General features: G+C 70.8%; 7 protein-coding genes. 4 read left to right on the plus strand and 3 right to left on the minus strand.

Annotation, left to right across the window (positions count from 1 at the left end; translation table 11 throughout):
• The coding region (locus E1281_RS35545; protein WP_243717731.1) for a metallophosphoesterase at positions 1-1560 on the minus strand (1560 nt) is incomplete at its 3' end.
• Between the two features lie 32 nt (positions 1561-1592).
• On the opposite strand from E1281_RS35545, the gene E1281_RS35550 reads away from it, so the two are divergent.
• Positions 1593-1934, plus strand: a complete 342-nt coding sequence (locus E1281_RS35550; protein WP_131884091.1) for a metallopeptidase family protein — start codon at positions 1593-1595, stop codon at positions 1932-1934.
• 168 nt (positions 1935-2102) lie between these two features.
• A complete protein-coding gene (locus E1281_RS35555; protein WP_243717732.1) occupies positions 2103-3386 on the plus strand; it encodes an MFS transporter in 1284 nt (427 codons plus the stop codon).
• A gap of 23 nt (positions 3387-3409) precedes the next feature.
• Here the strand turns inward: E1281_RS35555 and E1281_RS35560 are convergent, their stop codons facing one another.
• A complete protein-coding gene (locus E1281_RS35560) occupies positions 3410-3742 on the minus strand; it encodes a PspC domain-containing protein (protein ID WP_131884093.1) in 333 nt (110 codons plus the stop codon).
• A gap of 138 nt (positions 3743-3880) precedes the next feature.
• Between E1281_RS35560 and E1281_RS35565 the strand changes: the two genes are divergently transcribed.
• Together E1281_RS35565 and E1281_RS35570 are read left to right on the plus strand one after the other, a co-directional pair.
• Positions 3881-5032: an acyl-CoA dehydrogenase family protein gene (locus E1281_RS35565; RefSeq protein ID WP_131884094.1), complete on the plus strand. Its 1152-nt coding sequence runs from the start codon at positions 3881-3883 to the stop codon at positions 5030-5032.
• Between the two features lie 119 nt (positions 5033-5151).
• The gene (locus E1281_RS35570; RefSeq protein WP_131884095.1) at positions 5152-6168 is read left to right on the plus strand and encodes an aspartate-semialdehyde dehydrogenase; all 1017 of its coding nucleotides are present in this window, start codon (positions 5152-5154) and stop codon (positions 6166-6168) included.
• Positions 6169-6385: 217 nt separating this feature from the next.
• On the opposite strand, the gene E1281_RS35575 is transcribed toward E1281_RS35570, so the two are convergent.
• Positions 6386-6604: a DUF2277 domain-containing protein gene (locus E1281_RS35575; protein WP_131884096.1), complete on the minus strand. Its 219-nt coding sequence runs from the start codon at positions 6602-6604 to the stop codon at positions 6386-6388.
• Positions 6605-6653 lie beyond the last annotated feature (49 nt).

Genomic DNA, 6653 nt, shown 5'->3' on the forward strand with positions numbered 1-6653 from the left:
GGGCTTGATGGCGCGGTCGGGGTCGGGTTCCAGGTGGCGTTCGATGTGGGCGGAGGTGAGGCCCAGGCCGCCGAGGCGGAGGTCGTCCCAGCCCTGGAGGCGGTGGGTGGCGCGGCTGAAGTACATGACGGAGAGTTCGATCGGGGTGGGCTTCTCGTGTTCGAGGCCGCGCAGGCCGGCGCCGCCGGTGGAGCCCTGGACGAACAGGCGGGTTCCGGTGGGGAGGAGCCTGGTCGAGCGCTGGTGGGCGTGGCCGCCGAGGATGAGGGGGGTGAGGCCGGAGAACGCCTCGCCTTCGGTGGGGTCGTGGGCGACGACGATGTCGGGGGTCTCGCCGGACTCGCGGAGCCCGTTGGCGAGGCGGTGGCCTTCGGCGCGGATCGCGTCGGCGCCGGTGAAGTCGTCGCGGGTGCTCTTGTCGGGGGTGAAGCGGGGGTCGCCGACGCCGTAGATGCGCAGGCCCTTGACCTCGCGGGTGTCGTCGTCCAGGACGATGGCGTTCTCCTGGTCGGCGACGGCCTCCTCGGTGCCCTTGGAGTCGTGGTTGCCGCGGACGTAGACGTAGGGGACGTCCAGGTCGGAGATGTCGTCGGCGAACCTGTCCTCGGCCTCGCTGCCGTGGTCCATGAGGTCGCCGGTGTCGATGATCAGGTCGACCTTGAACTGGGTGCTGACGGACTTGATCACGTTCCAGGCGGCGGGGTTGAGGTGGATGTCGGAGACGTGCAGGACGCGGATGGTGGACGGGTCGGGCTCGTAGGTCGGGAGGGTCGAGGTCGTCGCGTACAGCTCGGAGACGTTGCCGACGAGACGGGCGAGCTGGGCGCGGTACTCGGAGAAGCGCTCGACGAGGCTGCGGGCGTCGCCGACGATCTGGGGGGCGTTGGCGAGCAGGCCGGTGTAGCGGGGCTCGGCGATGGACTGGGGGTTGAACGTCGCCCAGGTGAGGAGGGCGACGGCGACGAGCCCGGCGGCGGTGGAGGCCAAGCCGAGGAGGGCGCGCCGCCAGGAGCGGAAGAGCGCCAGGCCGGTGAGGAAGCCCGCGGCGAGGGCGATCAGGGTGGCGCGGAGGAGGAGGGCGACCACGCCGTCGCGGATCTGGTCGGCGATCTGGTCGGTGAGGCGGTCGAGTTCGGCGCCGTCCTCGATCAGCTTCTGGGCCTGCTCGGGGCGGACGTCCTTCAGGTTCGCCTCAAGCGAGACGGGGCCCCAGTGGGTGTCGAGCTGGAGTGAGCCGAGTGGCGGCAGCTCAAGGTTCGTTCCGCCGTGCAGGGACGGGTGGAGGGTGAGCTGTACGTCGGTGGGCCCCACGGGGGTGACGGTGCGTCCGCCCAGGAGGAGGCCGGCGTAGCCGGCGGCCATGCCGACCGCCATGACGAGCAGGAACCGGGACGCGCGGCCGGTAACGACCGGGCGGACGCGGCGGGTGACGGGGGAGGAGATGTCCTGGACGCGTGCGGTGGCGGCGGAGGCGCGGATGAGGAGGGGGCGCAGTCCTCGCGCGGCTCGGAGGCGCAGGGTCGCGAGGGCGTCTGCCGTCCTGGCGCGGACCTTGGGCACGTGTCCCCTTTCTGTCGAGCACAATTATCGGTGTGATCGAGCTGTCGCGTGAAGCGTTCGAGGACCTGGTGGGCGAGGCCCTCGACACGATCCCGCCCGAGTTGACCGCCCACATGCGCAACGTTGTCATCGTCGTCGAGGACGATGCGCCCGAGCGCGGACTCCTCGGCCTGTACCAAGGCGTACCCCTCACCGAGCGCGGCGACTGGTACGGCGCCGTCCTGCCCGATCACATTTCGATCTACCGTCATGAGATCCTCGAAATCTGTGACACCCCGGACGACGTGGTGGAAGAGGTGCGGATCACCGTGGTCCACGAGATCGCTCACCATTTCGGGATCGACGACCGGAGGCTGCACGAGCTCGGGTACTGAGCCCATGAATTGCGCACTCTAGGTCACGCGGTTGCCACGTAGCGTGAGTTAATAGGGAGGGTCGCCCAACACCGGGCGGGCTGAACTGGAGCGTGCGTGGCGGGAAGGCAGACCGGCCGGCATCGTCGTCCGCCGGAGAGGCAGGCAACCTACCGCGAGGTGTTCGCGGTGAGGGAGTTCCGTGCCCTCTGGCTGGCGCAGGCGCTGTCGTTCGTCGGTGACCAGCTGGCGCAGGTCGCGCTGGCCGTGCTCGTGTACGACCACACGAAGTCGGCGCTGCTGACGGCGCTGGTGTACGCCCTGACCTACATCCCGCCGATCGTGGGCGGGCCCGTGCTGTCCGGGCTCGCCGACCTGTTCCCGCGCCGCACCGTCATGATCGTCTCCGACGTGCTGCGGGCCGGGCTGATGGCGGTCATGGCGCTGGTGCCGATGCCCGTCGGCGGGCTGTCGGTCCTGGTGTTCCTGACGGTCCTGCTGGGCGCGCCGTTCTCCGCGGCGCGTGCGGCCGTCCTGCCGGACGTCCTGGAGGGCGACCGGTTCGTGGCGGGGACCGCGATCAACAACATCACCCACCAGGGGACGCAGATGCTCGGGTTCCTGGCGGGCGGCGCGGTCGTCGCCGTCGTCGGGACGCGCGAGGCCCTCGCCCTGAACGCGCTGACGTTCGGCGCCTCGGCCGTCATCCTGATCGGCGGGCTGCGGCGGAGGGCGGCGCCCAAGGGGCGGCGCGACGGCGCCTCGCTCGGCCTGTGGCGCGGGACGCGGGACGGGGCGCGGCTGGTGTTCGGCGACCCGGTGCTGCGGTCGCTCGTGATGTTCGCGTGGCTGTGCGCGTTCTACGTGATCCCGGAGGGCCTCGCCGCGCCGTACGCGGCGACGTTCGGCGGCGGCGCCGTCACGGTGGGCCTGCTGCTGTCGGCGATGCCGACGGGGATGGTCGCGGGCGCGTTCCTGTTCAGCCGGTTCGTCCGTCCCACGAACCGGCTGCGCGCCATGGGGTGGATGTCGATGCTCGCCTGCCTGCCGCTGATCGGGGCGGGCCTGCACCCGCCGCTGTGGGGCGTCGTCGCGCTGTGGGCGCTGTCGGGCGTCGGCAGCGCCTACCAGCTCGCGGCCAACGCCGCGTTCGTGACCGCGGTCCCGGCGGCGGGACGGGGGCAGGCGTTCGGCCTCGCCCAGTCCGGCATCCTCGCCGGGCAGGGCGTCGGCATCCTCGTCGGCGGCGCCGCGGCCCAGGTGCTCGGGCCCGAGACGGTGGTGGCGCTGGCGGGCGTCCTCGGGCTGTCGTGCTCGGCGATCCTCACGCTCCTCTGGAACCAGGTCCGCGGCGGCGTCATCGGCGGCATGCGCGGGCCCGTCGAGCGCGCCGAGCCCGTTGCCGTCGCCGCGTCCCAAGCGGGCGGCGACGACCTGCCGAGCGGTGTCGGCCGCTCGGCCTCCGCCTCGTAGGCGCCGTGCTGATGACGAGGTGCTTACGCGGGGGTGCGGTCCCTGTTCTTGTTGAGGGCGTCCTTGGACTTCTGGACGGCGTCCTGGACCGTCGGGGAGTCGCTCGCCTTCTTGAACAGGTCCTCGGCGATCGACTTCGGCGCCCCCTGCTCGGGGATGATCACCCATGCGATCGCGTAGAGTGCGATCCCGGCGCCGCCGAAGAGGGTGAAGACGGCGAGTCCGAGCCGGATGATGTTGGCGTCGATGCCGAGGTACTGCGCGGCGCCCGAGCACACACCGGCGAGCATTCGCCCGTCGTGGGTCCGGCGCAGCTTCCTGTCGGTGGTCGCTGGGGTGTTCTTCTCCATGTCCATGCCTCGATGATGCCCAGCGGCGGGCGACTCTTACATCCGGATTCGCCCTGATCGATCCCTGAGTGAACCCCTGACCGTTCCGGGAGGCGTCCCCGACGTACTCTCGTGGGCGGAACAAGCCCCGCAGAAGGAGGCCGCATGGACGTGCTGCGCGTCGACGACCAGCTCACCGACGAGGAACGGATGATCCGCGACACCGTGCGGGCCTTCGTGGCGGAACGGGTCGTGCCGCGGGTGGCGGACTGGTTCGAGGCGGGGACGTTCCCCGTCCGCGAGCTGGCCCCCGAGCTGGGCAAGCTCGGGCTCCTCGGCATGCATCTCCGGGGTTACGGCTGCGCCGGGATGAGCGCGGTCGGCTACGGGGTGGCGTGCCGCGAGCTGGAGGCCGCCGACTCGGGCCTGCGCAGCTTCATCTCCGTCCAGGGGTCGCTGTCGATGACGGCGATCCACAGGTACGGATCGGACGGGCAGAAGGACGAGTGGCTGCCGAAGATGGCGGCCGGGGAGGCGCTCGGCTGCTTCGGCCTGACCGAGCCCGACCGCGGCTCCGACCCCGGCACCATGCGCACCCGGGCGCGGCGGGACGGCTCCGACTGGATCCTGAACGGCGCCAAGATGTGGATCACGAACGGGTCCGCCGCCGACATCGCCGTCGTCTGGGCGCAGACCGACGACGGCATCCGCGGCTTCCTCGTCCCCAAGGGCACCCCCGGGTTCACCACAGGCGACATCCACCAGAAGATGTCGCTGCGGGCCTCGGTCACGTCCGAGCTCGTCCTGGACGACGTGCGGGTCCCCTCGGACGCGATGCTGCCCGGCGCGAAGGGGCTGAGAGGGCCGCTCGGCTGCCTCTCGGAGGCGCGCTACGGCATCGTGTGGGGCGCGATAGGCGCCGGACGGTCCTGCTATGAGGCGGCCGTCGAGTACGCCAAGACCCGCGAGCAGTTCGGCAAGCCCATCGGCGCCTTCCAGCTCACCCAGGAGAAGCTCGCCTGGATGGAGGTCGCCCTTGGGCAGGCCGGCCTCACCGCCCTGCACATCGGGCGCCTCAAGGACGAGGGCAACGTCACGCCGCAGCAGGTCTCGTTCGGCAAGCTCGCGAACGTCCGCGCCGCGCTGGACGTCGCCCGGCAGGCCCGTACGGTCCTCGGCGCCAACGGGATCACGCTCGAATACCCGGTGATCAGGCACATGAACAACCTGGAGAGCGTCCTGACCTACGAGGGCACGCAGGAAGTGCATCTGCTCACGCTCGGGAAGGCCGTGACCGGGCTGGACGCGTTCCGTTAAGGAGCGCTTGAAGGGTCCGCGTAGGGTAATTGACTGGACGTCCTGCCACGGACCTGGGCAGACTCGCCGCCCGGGTCAAGCAGGACCGGCAGGCCAAGAGATCTAGCAGAGGGAGCGGCATGAGAGTCGGCATCGTCGGGGCCACCGGACAGGTCGGGGCCAAGATGCTCGAAATCCTGGCCGAACGCGGATTCCCCGTCGACGAGCTGCGGCTGTTCGCCTCGGCGCGCTCGGCGGGACGCAAGCTGCCGTGGGACGGCACCGAGATCACCGTCGAGGATGCGACGGCCGCCGACTACTCCGGCCTCGACATCGTGCTGTTCTCCGCGGGCAAGACCACGTCGAAGGCGCTCGCGCCGAAGGTCGCCGCCGCCGGCGCCGTCGTGATCGACAACTCCTCGGGCTGGCGCCTGGACCCGGACGTCCCGCTCGTCGTCGCCGAGGTCAACCCGCACGCCGCGGCGAACCGGCCCAAGGGGATCATCGCCAACCCGAACTGCACCACGATGGCCGCGATGCCGGTCCTGCGTCCCCTCCACGACGAGGCGGGCCTCACCGCGCTCGTCGTCTCCACCTACCAGGCGGTGTCCGGGAGCGGGCTCGCGGGCGTCGCCGAGCTGCACGACCAGGCGTCCAAGACCGTCCAGAACGCCGACAGGCTCGCCTCCTCCGGCTCCGCGGTGGAGTTCCCCGAGCCGGACGTCTACGTGCGGCCGATCGCGTTCAACGTCCTGCCGATGGCCGGGTCGATCGTGGAGGACGGCCTCGCCGAGACCGACGAGGAGCAGAAGCTCCGCAACGAGAGCCGCAAGATCCTGGAGATCCCCGGCCTGAAGGTGTCGGGCACCTGCGTCCGCGTCCCCGTCTTCACCGGGCACTCCCTGCAGATCAACGCGCGGTTCGACCGTCCGGTCAGCCCGGAGCGGGCGAGTGAGCTGCTCGCCGGCGCGCCCGGTGTCGTCCTGTCGGACGTCCCGACGCCGCTGGAGGCCGCCGGGCAGGACCCGACCTACGTGGGCCGCATCCGGCGCGACGAGACCGTCGACAACGGCCTCGCCCTGTTCTGCTCCGGCGACAACCTCCGCAAGGGCGCGGCCCTCAACACCGTCCAGATCGCCGAACTGGTCGCTGTGTAAATTGCAGGAACGGCCCAGTGCGCTCGCCTGGCGGCTCGCTCCGTGACCTGGCCTGTGCGAGTGCGAACCGTCCTCCAGCCCCCACCCACCACCATCCAAACGACGAGCTTCGCTCGGCCATCACCGGCGATCTTCCCGGTGAGGCTCGCCTTCGGCGTCGCCTCACCGGTCAGTTAGCGCACTCGCGTGCGTGGCCGAGGTCACCGTTGAACGTGCATTAGCTTGCGCGGCGGCCTCGGATCTCCAGGGCTTCGAGGAGGGCGGCGGTGCTCTGGGCGATCTCCTCGACGGCACGGTCGAACGCCTCCGCGTTGTGGGACGCGGGGGCGCGGAACCCCGAGATCTTGCGGACGTACTGGAGCGCTGCCGCCCGGACGTCCTCGTCGGTCACGTCCTCCGAGTAGGGAGGACGAAGCGTCTTGATACTGCGGCACATACCCCCATTGTGACCCCCGCCTCCGACGTTATGGGCCCCGGACCTTCAC

The organism is Actinomadura sp. KC345 (genome assembly GCF_004348515.1).
Classification (GTDB): domain Bacteria; phylum Actinomycetota; class Actinomycetes; order Streptosporangiales; family Streptosporangiaceae; genus Spirillospora.

What these genes read in the sequence shown, in the direction of transcription:
- E1281_RS35570 (WP_131884095.1), top strand. Translation starts at nt 5,152, where the DNA reads ATGAGAGTCGGCATCGTCGGGGCCACCGGACAGGTCGGGGCCAAGATG.
- E1281_RS35565 (WP_131884094.1), top strand. Translation starts at nt 3,881, where the DNA reads ATGGACGTGCTGCGCGTCGACGACCAGCTCACCGACGAGGAACGGATG.
- E1281_RS35575 (WP_131884096.1), bottom strand. Translation starts at nt 6,604, where the DNA reads ATGTGCCGCAGTATCAAGACGCTTCGTCCTCCCTACTCGGAGGACGTG.
- E1281_RS35560 (WP_131884093.1), bottom strand. Translation starts at nt 3,742, where the DNA reads ATGGACATGGAGAAGAACACCCCAGCGACCACCGACAGGAAGCTGCGC.